The organism is Burkholderia sp. AU44665 (genome assembly GCF_030504405.1).
Taxonomy (GTDB): Bacteria; Pseudomonadota; Gammaproteobacteria; order Burkholderiales; family Burkholderiaceae; genus Burkholderia; species Burkholderia semiarida.
Genome location: NZ_JAUJRI010000008.1, coordinates 1 through 13,138, shown reverse-complemented (window position 1 = coordinate 13,138; position 13,138 = coordinate 1). Strand labels below are relative to the sequence as shown.

The following is a 13,138-nucleotide window of genomic DNA, read 5'->3' as shown; positions in this document are numbered from 1 at the left end:
GGTTCATTCGTCGTGGCGTGCGGTGTCGATCCGGTAGAAGCGGCATGCATTGCCGCCGAAGAGGCCGTCCAGCGCCGCGGCGCCGAGCCACCGCGCGCAATCGTCCTCGCACGCGGCCAGCCAGTCGCCGTAGCCGCCGCACGCCGACGCCAGCCGCAGCACCGGCCAGTCGCTGCCCCACATCAGGCGCGTCGGCCCGAACAGGTCGGCCAGTGCGTGGACATACGGCCGCGTGCGCGCCCGCACCAGGTCCGGGCCGGCAGACGGCCCGGCCTCCGTCCAGAGGCCGGACAGCTTGCAATGAAGATTCGGCAGGCTCGCGAGCCGGCGCATCGCCGACAGCCACGGCTGCAATTCGCCGCGCTCGATGAACGGCTTCGCACCGTGATCGATCACGATCGGCAGATCGGGATGGCGTCGCGCGAACGCGTGCAGCGCATCGAGATGGCGCGGCATCACCAGCGCATCGAAACGCAGCGCGTGCTCGAGCATCGCGGCGACCGCGCAATCCAGCCGCGAATCGTCGATCCATGCGTCGTCGGGCAGATCCTGCAGCATCGGGCGCAAGCCGCGCGCCTTCGGCGCGGCCGCAAATGCCGCGATCCGCGCCGCTGCGTCGTCGGCCTTCAGGTCGACCCAGCCGACCACGGCGCCGACCGTCGGGGTGTCGGCCGCGAGATCGAGCAGAAAGCGCGTGTCGGCTTCGCTCGGCAGCGATTGCACGAGCACGGTGGTGTCGATACGCGCGGCGTCGAGCAGCGGCGCCAGATCGGCGGGGCCGAAATCCCGGTGAATCGCGTCGAGCTCGGCCGGCGGCCAGCAGCCGGCCCGCGCGCCGATTCGCCAGTAGTGCTGATGGGCATCGATGCGCACGGTCATGCACGTGCTCCCGGAACCGGCGCGCGCGCGTCGATCAAGCCTTCGTCGCGCAACGCAGCCCACAGTTCGGTCGGCGCGGGGCGCTCGAGCCATTCGATGTTCTGCTTCAACTGGGCCACGCTGCGCGCGCCGATCACGCACGACACGACGGCCGGATGGCCGAACGGAAACTGCAAGGCGGCGGCGGGAAGCGGCACGTCGAAGCGCCTGCACAGCGCGCCCAGGCGCGTCGCCTTGTCGATCACGTCGGCGCTCGCGTCCGCATAGTTGAACTTGCCGTTGCCGGCGAGCACGCCGGAATTGAACACGCCGCCGATCACGATCGCCGTCCCGTCACGGGCGCACGCGTCGAGCAGCGGTTCGAGCGCCGTCTGTTCGAGCAGCGTGTAGCGGCCGGCCAGCAGCACGGCGTCGAGCGCCGCTTCGTTCAGCGCGTCGGCCGCGACTTCCCACTCGTTCACGCCAAGACCGAACGCGCCGATCTCGCCGCCCGAGCGCAGCGCCTCCAGCGCGCGAAACCCGCCGCCGCGGGTCAACTGTTCCCAGTAGTGCGCATGACGATCGCCATGCGTCATCGCACCGATGTCGTGCACGTACAGCATGTCGATCCGCGCGAGCCCGAGCCGTTGCCGGCTGTCCTCGTACGAGCGCAGGATGCCGTCGTAGCTGTAGTCGTAGACGGGCCGAAACGGCAGCGGCTCGGCCCAGCCGTCGTCGCCCGGCCGCACGCTCGGGTCGGCGCGCATCAGCCGCCCGACCTTCGTGCTGAGCGTGAAGGCGCCGCGCGCGCGCGGGGCGAGCCCCGCGCCCACGCGCCGCTCGGACAGCGTGTAGCCGTAATACGGCGCGGTGTCGAAATAGCGCAGGCCGGCCGCCCACGCGGCGTCGACGAGCGCGGCCGCGTCGGCCGCCGACATCGGCCGATACAGGCCGCCGAGCTGCGAGCAGCCGAGACCGAGCGCGGACACCGTCAACCCGCTGCGGGGCAAGGTGCGCGTATCGTTCGCGTTCATGAGCGGCAACTCGATGCGGGAAAGCGGCACGGGCGATCAGTACAGGACATTCTTCGCCGCCTGCGAATCGAGGTTCTGCTTGTCGACCATCACGACGCCGGTATCGATCAGCTTCGGCGCGGGCTTGCGCTCGATCACGTCGAGCGCCGTGCGCACGCCCTGGTTCCCCATCTGCCACGAACCCTGCACGGCGATCGCCTGCACGGTGCCGTCGCGCACGAAGCCCTGCAGGTCCTCGTTGCCGTCGAAGCCGATCGCCACGACCTTGCCCGCCTTGCCCGACTGCTTCAGCGCGCGGCCCATGCCGACCGCGGTCGGCTCGTTCGCGCCGAAGATGCCCTTCAGGTCGGGGTTCGCCGACAGCACGTCGGTCGTCTGGTTCAGCGCGGTCGCCATTTGCGATTGCGAGTAGTACGGGCCGACGATCTGCAGCTTCGAATGGCTCTCGATGTACTTGCGGAACCCGCCGACGCGGCTGACCTCGGACCCCGCGCCCGGCACGTACGACATGATCGCGATCTTGCCGGACTGCCCGACGCGATCGATCAGCGCTTTCGCGCACAACGCGCCGGCCTTCTCGTTGTCGGTCGACAGGAACGCCTGGTAGTACGGCTTGCCGGCATCCGAGATGGCCGAGTCGATCAGCACGACGGGAATGTGCGCTTCCCAGGCCTTCTTGATCGCGGGCACGAGCGCATCGGGATCGGACGGCGCGAGCACGATGCCCGCCACATGACGCGTGACCGCGTTGTCGACCATGTTGACCTGCCCGCTGATGTCGGACTCGGCCGCCGGCCCCTGGAACGTCATCGTGTAGCCCTTGGCGCCGTCGAGCGCCGCCTTCGCGCCTTTCTGCACGTTTTGCCAGTAGTTCGAATTGACCGTCTTGACGATCACGGCGATCTCGCCGCCCGCCGCATACGCGCCGCTGTTGCACGCCGCCGCGAACACGCACGCCGATGCCGCCAGCAGGATGGATTTGTTCATGTCTCGCTCCGCTTCTCGTTGGTAGGGACTGCTTGCCGCCGGTCAGGGCCGGCGATTGCGCAACTGGTCGATCCACACCGTGCCCAGGATCACGACGCCGATGATGATCTGCTGGATGAAGCTCGACACGCCGTTCATGTTCAGGCCGTTGCGCAGCACGCCGATCACGAACGCGCCGATCGCCGTGCCCGAAATCGTGCCGACGCCGCCCATCAGCGACGTGCCGCCGATGACCGAGCTGGCGATGGCGTCGAGTTCGTACATCACGCCCTCGTTCGGCTGCCCGGTGACGAGCCGCGACATCAACACGCAGCCGGTCACGCCCGCGAGCGCGCCGGACAGCACGTAGGTGAACAGCTTCACGCCCTGCACGTTCACGCCCGACAGCCGCGCGGCTTCCGCGTTCGATCCGACCGCGTAGATATGACGGCCGAGCGACGTTCTCGACAGCAGCACGGACACCACGACGAACAGCACGACCATGATCACGACCGGATACGGGATGCCGGGAAACGTCGTGTCGGGGAAGCCGTCCGCGCCGATGCGCGAGATCCGCAGCAGCGCGCCGTTGCCGAGCGCGCCGAACGCGTCGCCGAGATCCGAGACGGGCCGCGCGCCCGTGATCTGGAGCGCGATGCCGCGCGCGACGAGCATCATGCCGAGCGTCGCGATGAACGGCGGCAGGCCCATGCGCGTCACGCAGATGCCGTTGACGAGCCCGCATAGCGCACCGACCAGGATGCCGGCCGCCATCGCGGCAGGCACCGGCACGCCGGCCTTGACGAGCAGCGCCGCGCACACGCCGGCCAGCGCGAGCACCGAGCCGACCGACAGGTCGATGCCGCCCGTGATGATCACGCAGGTGGCGGCCACGCCCAGATAGGCGATGGACGTGACCTGCAGGCCGACGGTCATCAGGTTGTCGACCGAGAAGAACGCCGCGCTCGATATCGAGAACGCGAACACGAGCACGACGAGGCTGCCGAGCGCCGCGAACTTCTGGATCAGGTCGCGCCGCCGCTGTCGCGCCGCCCGCTCGTCGGCCTGGCTTCGATCGGATGTCATTTCAAGCATGGGAACGCCCCGACGCGTAGTGCATGATCTCCTCCTGACTGGTGTGTTTCGTGTCGAGCAATGCGGTCATTCGACCTTCGTGAAAGACGGCGATCCGGTCGGTCATGCCGAGCAGTTCGGGCAATTCCGAGCTGATCAGCACGACGCCGACGCCGTCGGCGGCGAGCCGGTCCATCAGCCCGTAGATCGCGAATTTCGCGCCGACGTCGATGCCGCGCGTCGGCTCGTCGAAGAACAGGATCTTCGAGCCGCGGTACAGCCATTTGCCGATGACGACCTTCTGCTGGTTGCCGCCGGACAGGTTGCGCACGCGCTGGTGCACGGACGGCGTGCGAATCGCGAGGTCCTGCACGTAGCGGCGCGCCACGTCGAGCTCGTCGTCGAAGCACAGGAATCCGAAGCGTGACGCGATGCCGCGCACGTTCGCGAGCGTGAGGTTGGCCGCGACGGGCATCGGCAGCGCGAGCCCCTCCTTCTTGCGGTCCTCCGACAGATACGCGATGCCGTGCCGGATCGCCTCGCGCGGCGAGCGGATCGTCACGGGCCGGCCGTGCAGCGCGATCGTGCCGCCGTCCGGGCGATCCGCGCCGAAGATCGCGCGGGCGATCTCGGTGCGTCCGGCACCCATCAATCCCGCGAAACCCAGGATCTCGCCGCGGCGCAGCGCGAACGACACCGGCCCGAACACGCCGTCGCGGCGCAGGTCCCGCACGTCGAGCAGCACGTCGTCCGTCGGCGCCGACTGCCGCGACGGATACGCGTCGTCGAGCGTGCGTCCGACCATGCGCGCGACGATGTCGTCGATGCTGACGTCGGCGAAATCGTCCGTCGAGATGTGGCGCCCGTCGCGCAGCACCGTCACGCGATCGACGATCTGCGCCATTTCGTCGAGCCGGTGCGAGATATACAGAATCGCCACGCCGTCGGCGCGCAGTTCCTCGATGATGCGAAAGAGCTGCACCGTTTCCGCTTCCGTCAACGACGACGTGGGTTCGTCCATGATCAGCACGCGCGCATCGAGCGACAGCGCCTTCGCGATCTCGACCATCTGCTGCTGCGCGATGGACAGCACGCCGACCTTCGTGGTCGGCGCGACGTTCAGGCCGATTCGCGCGATGCAGCGCGCCGCATCCGCATTCATGCGTTTCGTGTCGACGAACGGCCCGCGCCGCGGCTCGCGTGCGAGGAACAGGTTCTCCGCGACGCTCAGGTGCGGGACGAGATTGAGCTCCTGGTGAATGATCGCGATGCCGGCCGCCTGCGCTTCGGAGGCCGAACGAAACTGCACCGGCGCGCCGCGATAGTGAACGACGCCCTCGTCAGGCAGGTACTGGCCGCTGATGATCTTCATCAGCGTGGATTTGCCTGCGCCGTTTTCGCCGCACACCGCATGCACCTCGCCGCGGCGCAGATCGAGGCGAATGCCGTCGAGCGCGACGACGCCCGGGAAGCGCTTGCGAATCCCTTCCAGGCGCAGGATCTCCCGGTCCGCTTCGTCCTGTGCGGCCTGACCGGGCAGATTGCGAGGCATTGCCATTGCGTCTCCTTGAGGCGGATCGACCTCGGCTTCGCCTGGTCAGTCCAATTTGGATGAATTACAGCAATCAAACCCGTTTTGGTCAAGCCAATTTATCTATCTCAATCTGATCTTACCAATGGTAAAAACCCGGACACCCGGCTGAATGAGCCGCTGCATGGGGCGATGAGGCAGGCGTGATAGACTCCGCGACACGCGCTTGTGCCGAGAGCGCATTGACCTCAATCGATCGGATGAAATCGACAGAACCCAAGCGGCTTTACCAATCGGTCGCGGCCCAGATCGTCGCGTTGATTCGCCAGGGCGAATTCGCGATCGGCGAGCGGCTGCCGCCGGAGCGCGAGCTGGCGTTGACGCTCGGCGTATCGCGCCCGTCGCTTCGCGAGGCGCTGATCGCGCTGGAAATCGGCGGCCAGATCGAAATCCGGATGGGCTCCGGCGTCTATGTCCGCGACACGGCGGCCGACGCCGTCGGCCCGATGGCCACGCTCGGCGACAGTCCGTCGGAATTGATGCAGGCCCGCGCGGCCGTCGAAGGCAGCGTGGCAGCGCTGGCCGCCGCACGGATGACGGCCGCGATGCTCGAACGCCTGCGTCGCACGGTTCAGCGCATGAAGCGGCTCGCGGAGGCCGGCAAATCGCCCGTCGAGGCCGACCGGCAATTCCACATGCTGATCGCGGAAGCCGCCGGCAATTCGGTGCTCACCCGCTTCGTCGGCGAGCTGTTCGACAGCCGCCACGACCCGATCGCGGCCGCCATGCGCGGCCACGCGGAAAATCCGCAGACGTGGACCGCCGCCGTGCGTGAGCACGAGGACGTGCTGCTCGCGCTGCAGGCCGGCGATCCGATCGCGGCCCAGACGGCCATTCGCGCGCATCTTCGCGCGTCCGAAGCGCGGTGGATCGAGGGCGGGCTGAAAGCCGAGCCGGATTAGCCGCGCGCGTGCGCCGGCACGCGTGTCGTCGCACACCCCAACCCACCGACTCCCCGCCTCGACGCGCTGGAAATCGCGTTTCCGCACGCGCCACGACTGCCGTCGCGCCGTCCGTGGCGGTGCACATCACCCCATCTCAAAATTACGATTGCAAATGCCTCTCATTTGCATTAAATTGCCGCGCGAATGTACTGTTTGGAACACAGATGTCGGCGCAAGGCCGCCCGCCGTGCCCGAACGCGAACGACACAAAGAGGAGGGGTATGAGCAGGAGGAACTGGGCGGCCGCACCGATGGCCATCGTCGTCGGCACGGCCGGCATGGGCGCCGCCGACGCGCAGGAAACGGCGCTGCCGACCATCGAGGTGTCCGCGCAACGCGCGACGGCGCCGTTCCGCACGCGCGAATCGACGAGCGCGACGCGCAGCGAGGCGGACGTGATGGAGATTCCGTTCGCGGTCAGCAGCGTCGATACGAAGCTGATCCAGACCGTGGCCGCGACGCGCGGCGACGATCTTTACGACTGGGTCGCGGGCGTCTCGCGCCAGAACAACTTCGGCGGCCTGTGGGACAACTACGCGGTGCGCGGCTTCGCCGGCGACGGCAACACGTCCGGCACCGACTACCTGGTCAACGGCTTTTCGTGGAATCGCGGCATGAGCGTGCCGCGCGACACCGTCAACCTCGAGCGCATGGAAGTGCTCAAGGGGCCGGCGTCCGCGCTGTATGGCCGCGGCGATCCGGGCGGGATCATCAGCTATACGACGAAGCAGCCGCAGTTCACCCGCGCGAACACCCTCGGCGTGTCGGCCGGCAGCTACGGCGCATTGCGCCAGACGCTCGATTCGACCGGCCCCGTCACGAAATCGCTCGCATACCGCTTCGTCGCGATGAACGAGAACAACGGCAGCTTTCGCGACACGGTGTCGAGCAAACGCTACCTGTTCTCGCCGTCGTTCACCTGGGACATCGGCGCGGACACAACACTGCACTACGAATTCGAGAGTGCGCGTCAGCGCGCGCCGCTCGATCGCGGCGTGCTGGCGGTCAACGGGCAGCTCGGCGTGATCCCCGCGTCGCGTTTTCTCGGCGAGCCGCGCGACGGCGACTATGACGTGCGCAACACGGGCCACCAGTTCACGCTCGAGCATCGCATCGATTCAGGCTGGTCGATCAACGCGGGCGTCGCGCAACGCAACACCGACCTGTCGGGACGCTCGTCCGAAGCGTTCGCATTGCAGCCGGACGGCCGCACGCTGTGGCGCCGCTACCGGCAAGTCGCGTTTCATTCGAACGACCTGCAAGGCCGCCTCGAGACGACCGGCGCGTTCCGCACGGGCGGCATCGGCCATACGCTCGTGATGGGCGTCGATGCGTACCGCTTCAACTACGATCAGTTCGTCACGCGCTCCACGCCGAGCGCCGCGGCGCCGTATGCGATCGACATCTTCGATCCGGTCTACGGCCAGCCCGCGCCGACGCCGCGCACCGCGACCAACCTGCTCGAACGCGACGACGGTCAAGGCGTCTACGCGCAGGACACGCTCGCGTTCGGGCCGCACTGGAAAATCCTGGCCGGGCTGCGCTGGGATCGCTTCCACCAGTCGATCGACAACCGCCTGAAGGGCGTGACGACGAGCCAGTTGCAGACCGCGGTGAGCCCGCGTCTCGGCGTCGTGTATGAAATGAGCCCCGCGTTGTCGCTGTATGCGAACACCGCGTATTCGTTCCGGCCGAACAACGGCGCCGACGTCGGCGGCAACGCGTTCGATCCCGAAAAGGGCCACGGCTACGAAGCCGGCGCGAAATGGGCCGGCGCGCGCTCGCTCACGACCGTCTCGGCGTTCTACGTGACCAAGCGCAACGTGCTCACCGCCGATCCGGCGAATGCCGGCTTCTCGCGCGCGGCCGGCGAAGTGCGCAGCCGCGGCATCGAATTCGAATGGAGCGGCGACCTCGGCCACGGCCTGCGCGGCATCGCGAACTTCGCGTACGTCGACGCCGAGGTCACGCGCGACTCCGTGCTGGCGCCCGGTTCACGCCTCGTCGACGTACCGCGGCTGAGCGGCAGCGCACTGCTGATGTACGAGACGACCCTGCCGTTCGCGGACAAGGCCGGCGCCGGCGCCGGCGTGATCTACGTCGGGCGCCGGGCCGGCAACACGGCCAACACGCAGGACGGCTTCGAACTGCCGGCCTACGCGACCGTGCAGCTCAACGGCTATCTTCAGGTCAACAAGCACCTGCGTGCGTCGGTCGTGCTGAACAACCTGTTCAATCGCACCACGTACGTCAGCTCGTACAACAGCCTGTGGGTCACGCCGGGCGCGCCGCGCAGCCTGTTCGCGTCGCTCGCCTACTCGTTCTAGCACGACCAGGACGGCTGACGCGACGCGCATCGCGCGTCAGCCGCCGACCACGAATCGCGCGCCCAGCGCGAGCAGCAACGCAGGCGGCATCACGCACGCGCCGATCGCGAGAAATGCGCGGAAACCGACCTGCAACCCTTCGCGCCGGATCGCCGCCAGCCACAGGATCGTCGCGAGCGATCCGGTGATCGACAGGTTCGGGCCGAGATCCACGCCGATCAGAATCGCATCGATCACCGTTTGCGGGCTGTGCGCGGCCTGGATCGTCGAGCTCGCGATCAGCCCGGCAGGCAGGTTGTTGACCCCGTTCGACACGAGCGCGACCGCGACGCCGGCCGCGGCGGCGGCAATGTGCTCTCCGCTTTGCATCAACGCGTGCAGCAGCCCCGCCAGTACGCGCACCGCGCCGGTCCGGTCGAGCGTCTCGACGACGACGAACAACCCCGCGACGAGCGGCAGCACGCTCCATGAAATCGCGCGAACGATCGGCACGCACGCCGCGCGATCCCGCATCACCACGCATGCGACCGTGACGACACCCGCCAGCGCGGTCGGCAACCCGAGCGGGCGATCGAGGACCGACACCGCCATCAGCGCGACGGCCGTTGCCGCGATGCCCGCGAGCGCGATGCGCCCGCCGCCCGTCAGCGGCTGCACCGGCAGCCCGGATTCGCAGTGGCCGGCAAGCGCCCGTCGCTGCACGATCCTCAGCATCACGAACGTACCGGCGATCGACGCGACGGACGGCGCCGCGAAATGCGCGAGCCATACGCCGAGCGCCGGCATGTGCGCGCCGTACAGCACCAGGTTCGCCGGATTCGAAATCGGCAAAACGAAACTCGCGGCATTGGCGACGAGCGCGCAGCTGTACAGCAGCGGCATCGGGTCGGCCTTCGCGCGGCGGGCGGCGGCAAGGACCGCGGGCGTCAGCACGACGGCGGTCGCATCGTTCGACAGGAACACGGTGGTGACGACACCGACCCCGTAGATCAGCGCGAACAATCGCCGCGGCGAGCCCTGCGCGAGATTGACGACGCGCGTCGCGACCCAGTCGAACAGCCCTTCGCGACGGGCCGCCTCGGACAACAGCATCATGCCCGTCAGGAACAGGTAGACGTCGCCCCCTTTCGCGACGGCGTCCAGCGCCTGCGCGACGGGCAACAGGTTCAACACGACCAGCAGCAGCGCGCCGCTCACGGCCCACGTGGCCTCGGGCCAACCGAACGGACGCGTGATGACGCCCGCGGTGGCGAGCGCGGAAATCAGCCAGGCAAGCGAAACAGGATTCATGGGCAAGTCGACACAGGCATGGAAATCGAAATCGCTTTCACGATGATGTCGCCGATAGATCGGCGGGCTTGCCGCACGCGCCGCTCAGCGATCGCGCATGACCGAGCCACAGCGCGAGCGAGCCCGTCGACACGGCGCCCAGTACGACGAACGCGGCCGGATAGCCGAAGTGCTGCGCGAGCACGCCGCCGAGCACGGGGCTGAGCGCCGCGCCGATCCCCTGCGCGGTCGCGACGGCGCCCTGCCCGGCGTTCACGCGGCCGGAGCCATGCAGCAGGCGAACGACGAGCGCGGGCACGACCACGCTTTGCAGGCCGGCGCCGATGCCGTCGAGCATCTGCACCGGCCATACACCCGCTTCGCTCATCCACGCCGCGGCGACCGCCCCGCGCACCGGCAGCACGAGGTACGAGAACAGCAGCACGCGCCAGTAGCCGTGCGCGCGAATCAGCCGCGGCGCGAGCCAGGCCGCCGCGATCATCACGCACTGCGCGATGACGATGGTCTGCGCGGTGAACGCGCTCGCGTTGCTGCGATGCGTGACGACGACGCCCATCCCGTAGAGCGGCAGCATCGCGGCATTGCCGAGATGAAACAGCGCGAGCGACGCGCCGAGCAGTACCAGCGGCCGGTTTTCGGCGAGCGTGGGCAGGCCGCCGACGCGCGACGTCGACGCCGCGTCCAACGCATGCGGATGCGCAGCATCCGTTCCCGGTGCGAGGCCATCAGGCTCGAGACCACGTGCGCAAGCATGATCGATCGCCTGCCCGGGTATCGCCAACGTGCTCGCAACCGCAAGGACCGTGAACACGCCGACGAGCGCGAACACCGCGTCGAATCCGACATGCCAGCCGAGCCACCCCGCGAGCGCCGCGCCGGCGACGTTGCCGGCATGGTTCGCCATCTGGTTGCGCCCGAACTGCCGGTCGAAACCCTGCCGACGCACGATGCCGAGCGTCACGCCCGCGACCGCGGGCGCGAGCACCGCGCCGCCGACCGCCGCCAGGATCTGCGACACCGCCACCGCCGGATAGCCGCGCACGAACATCAGCGCCAGCGACGCGAGTGCCGTCGCCGCGGTCGCCGCGACGATCAGCGCCCGCTTCGCACGCACCGCGTCGACGAGCGCGCCGGCCAGCGGCGTCGCGGCCATCGCGGCGAGCCCCGCCAGCGTCATGACCGAGCCGATCGCATCGGCGCCCCAGCCGCGCGACAGCAGGATGACGCCGATGAACGGGCCGATGCCGGCCTGCACGTCGGCCACGAAGAAGTTGAGCGCCTCGAGCGCGCGTGCCGGTCTCACGGTCGCCGCACCGTCATGCGACATCCGCATCGACGAGCTCGGCAATGTCGCTTACGTCGAGCGTCGCGCCGTGCGGCGTGACGACGCCGTGCCCCCACGCCTGCACATGGATGCCGGCCTGCAGGTAGTCGTGCAATGCTTGCGCCGCATGCGGCGGCACCCGCAACGCGACGCCGCTCGTCAGCAACGCGCCGTTCAACTCGCCTTTCGGGCCGTACAGCCCGAACGCGACTTCTCCGCTGAATTCCATCGGCCGTCGAGCCGGTCGCGGCGGCTTCGGGACAGCGTGCTCGGGCCCGGCGTCGACGATGTCGACGCCGCCACGGCCGGTCAGTTGCACGGCCGCGATCATCGCCGCGCGACGCGGCTTGACGCCCCGCACGCGGATGCGGTCGCCCACCGCAACATGGCGCACCAGTTCGCGGCCCAGATGCGGCGGCACGTGAACCTGCAGGTCGCCGTTCAGGATCAGGCCGTCGATTTCTCCGTGCGGATCGAGCAGGAACTGCGTGACGCGGCCGCGCGTTTCGGGCAGGCAGGCGGGATCGATCCAGTGCATGACAGGACTCCTTTCGATGGATTGCGGAACGGCGCCGCGCGTTTCAGCGCACGACATCGTCATAGAGATTCACGACATGGCCCGGCGCGCCGAACGCCGTGGCCTGCAGCGCTTCGCCGTATGCGTTGCGCGTGCCGTAGCCGATCGCGGCCACGCGCTCGCCGGGCGCGAGCAGCGCGCCGAATTGCCGGGCGGCCGGCACGGTCAGCTTGACGATCGCGCCGCCGTCGAGCATCACGCCGTCCGGCTCGCCGCGCGGCGCGTGCGTCACGCGGCGCACGACGCCGGACACGCTCAGGCGCGCGAGGTTGACGCCGCGCAGCATGGCAGGCACGGGCGCGACGGGCGCGGGCGGCTGATCGGACAGCGACGCGCCGGTGCCGTCGTTGCGGACGACGCGTGCATGGATTTCATCGTCGAAGCGCCGTTCGCCGGCCACCGTGACACGCTCGCCCGACCGCACGAGCGCAGCCAGTTGCGAACCGAGATGCGGCGGCAGACGGACGAGCGTGCCGTCGGTCAGCACGAAGCCGTCGACGGTCCCTTCCGGATTGATCGTCAGGCGCGACAGCGTGCCGGAAACCAGCGCATCCGATCCGGTGTCGTTGCCGGGCCCGACGGGCAAAAGCGCACGCGGCCCGGACGGAGGCGGAGGTGGAGGTGGAGGTGGGGGTGGGGGTGGGGGTGGGGGTGGGGGTGGGGGTGGGGGTGGGGGTGGGGGTGGAGGCAGCATGGCGCCGGCCGGGTCTTGCGCGCGCGGCGCCGGCGGCACCTGCGCCACGCTGACCGTTGCGACGGCAACGAACGCGACGGCGCAGAGCATGCGAGACGACCGGCGAACGGCGGCGCGGCCTCGCGGCCGCGATCGAACGACAGGCGGGTACGGCTTCATGACGGGTTCCGGCGACGGGTTGCGATGCATCGATATCCGCAATACGCGTGCCAACCCGCGACGCACCGCGCGGCCGTGCGCCGAGCGCCTACGTACGCCCAACGTGTCGGGTTTTCCGACACGTGGCTTCACCGGCTGTCGGCCATTCCGACAGTCGAAACCGCGCGACTCGACGCCTAGGGCGTGTTCACGCTAATAACGGGCTTGCGCTGGCCCCCAGAAGGGCCGAGCGCGAGGATTGCGACGAAGCGAATACTCGACGTATTCGCGAGGAGCATGACGCAGCGATCGGCCCTTCTG

Annotated in this window: 11 protein-coding genes; 2 read left to right on the top strand and 9 right to left on the bottom strand. The window is 68.9% G+C overall.

Translation table 11 applies throughout. From position 1 onward, the window contains the following. Window positions 1-3 precede the first annotated feature (3 nt). Genes QZM15_RS18030 through QZM15_RS18010 form a run of 5 tightly spaced genes read right to left on the bottom strand, consistent with a single transcriptional unit; the run spans window position 4 to window position 5,490 of the window. Window positions 4-879, bottom strand: coding sequence for an amidohydrolase (locus QZM15_RS18030; RefSeq protein ID WP_302106941.1), 876 nt, complete (start codon window positions 877-879; stop codon window positions 4-6). After that, complete coding sequence (locus QZM15_RS18025; RefSeq protein ID WP_302106940.1) at window positions 876-1,892, bottom strand: aldo/keto reductase; 1,017 nt, start codon at window positions 1,890-1,892, stop codon at window positions 876-878. The genes QZM15_RS18030 and QZM15_RS18025 overlap by 4 nt, the downstream gene beginning before the upstream one ends. 36 nt (window positions 1,893-1,928) lie before the next feature. Next, a complete protein-coding gene (locus QZM15_RS18020) occupies window positions 1,929-2,879 on the bottom strand; it encodes an ABC transporter substrate-binding protein (RefSeq protein WP_059577823.1) in 951 nt (316 codons plus the stop codon). Window positions 2,880-2,921: 42 nt separating this feature from the next. Next, the gene (locus QZM15_RS18015; protein WP_059577820.1) at window positions 2,922-3,953 is read right to left on the bottom strand and encodes an ABC transporter permease; all 1,032 of its coding nucleotides are present in this window, start codon (window positions 3,951-3,953) and stop codon (window positions 2,922-2,924) included. After that, a complete protein-coding gene (locus QZM15_RS18010) occupies window positions 3,946-5,490 on the bottom strand; it encodes a sugar ABC transporter ATP-binding protein (protein ID WP_302106939.1) in 1,545 nt (514 codons plus the stop codon). The genes QZM15_RS18015 and QZM15_RS18010 overlap by 8 nt, the downstream gene beginning before the upstream one ends. A 233-nt stretch (window positions 5,491-5,723) precedes the next feature. Here QZM15_RS18010 and QZM15_RS18005 point away from each other — a divergent pair, with 233 nt between their 5' ends. Continuing rightward, the gene (locus tag QZM15_RS18005) at window positions 5,724-6,425 is read left to right on the top strand and encodes a FadR/GntR family transcriptional regulator (protein WP_059637616.1); all 702 of its coding nucleotides are present in this window, start codon (window positions 5,724-5,726) and stop codon (window positions 6,423-6,425) included. A 263-nt stretch (window positions 6,426-6,688) separates the two neighbouring features. Then, the gene (locus QZM15_RS18000) at window positions 6,689-8,794 is read left to right on the top strand and encodes a TonB-dependent siderophore receptor (protein WP_302106938.1); all 2,106 of its coding nucleotides are present in this window, start codon (window positions 6,689-6,691) and stop codon (window positions 8,792-8,794) included. A gap of 36 nt (window positions 8,795-8,830) precedes the next feature. On the opposite strand, the gene QZM15_RS17995 is transcribed toward QZM15_RS18000, so the two are convergent. From QZM15_RS17995 to QZM15_RS17980, 4 genes are read right to left on the bottom strand one after another with little or no spacing between them, the layout of a single operon-like run. Then, a complete protein-coding gene (locus QZM15_RS17995) occupies window positions 8,831-10,084 on the bottom strand; it encodes an arsenic transporter (RefSeq protein ID WP_302106937.1) in 1,254 nt (417 codons plus the stop codon). A 37-nt stretch (window positions 10,085-10,121) separates the two neighbouring features. Beyond that, on the bottom strand, window positions 10,122-11,387 hold the full coding sequence (locus tag QZM15_RS17990) for an MFS transporter (RefSeq protein ID WP_302106936.1): 1,266 nt from the start codon (window positions 11,385-11,387) through the stop codon (window positions 10,122-10,124). Window positions 11,388-11,400: 13 nt separating this feature from the next. Beyond that, the gene (locus QZM15_RS17985) at window positions 11,401-11,946 is read right to left on the bottom strand and encodes a hypothetical protein (RefSeq protein ID WP_302106935.1); all 546 of its coding nucleotides are present in this window, start codon (window positions 11,944-11,946) and stop codon (window positions 11,401-11,403) included. Between the two features lie 43 nt (window positions 11,947-11,989). Further along, entirely contained in the window at window positions 11,990-12,571 is a 582-nt protein-coding gene (locus tag QZM15_RS17980) for a hypothetical protein (RefSeq protein WP_302106934.1), read from the bottom strand. Window positions 12,572-13,138 lie beyond the last annotated feature (567 nt).

Bases quoted from the DNA above. Each gene is read 5' to 3' on its own strand.
- QZM15_RS18030 (WP_302106941.1), bottom strand. From the start codon at position 879: ATGACCGTGCGCATCGATGCCCATCAGCACTACTGGCGAATCGGCGCG.
- QZM15_RS18025 (WP_302106940.1), bottom strand. From the start codon at position 1,892: ATGAACGCGAACGATACGCGCACCTTGCCCCGCAGCGGGTTGACGGTG.
- QZM15_RS18020 (WP_059577823.1), bottom strand. From the start codon at position 2,879: ATGAACAAATCCATCCTGCTGGCGGCATCGGCGTGCGTGTTCGCGGCG.
- QZM15_RS18015 (WP_059577820.1), bottom strand. From the start codon at position 3,953: ATGCTTGAAATGACATCCGATCGAAGCCAGGCCGACGAGCGGGCGGCG.
- QZM15_RS18010 (WP_302106939.1), bottom strand. From the start codon at position 5,490: ATGGCAATGCCTCGCAATCTGCCCGGTCAGGCCGCACAGGACGAAGCG.
- QZM15_RS18005 (WP_059637616.1), top strand. From the start codon at position 5,724: ATGAAATCGACAGAACCCAAGCGGCTTTACCAATCGGTCGCGGCCCAG.
- QZM15_RS18000 (WP_302106938.1), top strand. From the start codon at position 6,689: ATGAGCAGGAGGAACTGGGCGGCCGCACCGATGGCCATCGTCGTCGGC.
- QZM15_RS17995 (WP_302106937.1), bottom strand. From the start codon at position 10,084: ATGAATCCTGTTTCGCTTGCCTGGCTGATTTCCGCGCTCGCCACCGCG.
- QZM15_RS17985 (WP_302106935.1), bottom strand. From the start codon at position 11,946: ATGCACTGGATCGATCCCGCCTGCCTGCCCGAAACGCGCGGCCGCGTC.